The sequence below is a fragment of the Chryseobacterium sp. SIMBA_029 genome (genome assembly GCF_046535275.1).
GTDB lineage: Bacteria > Bacteroidota > Bacteroidia > Flavobacteriales > Weeksellaceae > Chryseobacterium.
Genome location: NZ_JAWRXA010000592.1, coordinates 1 through 254, shown reverse-complemented (window position 1 = coordinate 254; position 254 = coordinate 1). Strand labels below are relative to the sequence as shown.

The following is a 254-nucleotide window of genomic DNA, read 5'->3' as shown; positions in this document are numbered from 1 at the left end:
CTGCTCAAGCTTGGCTACCAGTTGACTTGTAGAGCTCAGGGACATATTCAAGTTCTTTGCCAGCTCACCGATGGTCATCTGTTCATGTTCAACTAATTGCTGCAGGAGAATGGATTGCTTGGGAGTAATTTCAAAATGGTAGAGGGCTTGGAAATCTTCGGCTAACAGAGCATTGATCTTATCCATCACTTTAAGCGTTTCTTTTATCGTATCTAACTTCATCGGAGATCACCTCATCAACACAACACTTAAAT

General features: G+C 41.7%; 1 protein-coding gene. It reads right to left on the bottom strand.

The features are described from left to right. Positions 1 to 222 (bottom strand): MarR family transcriptional regulator (locus SB679_RS25355; RefSeq protein ID WP_410705106.1); only part of this gene is annotated, 222 nt, incomplete at its 3' end. Between the last annotated feature and the right edge of the window lie 32 nt (positions 223 to 254).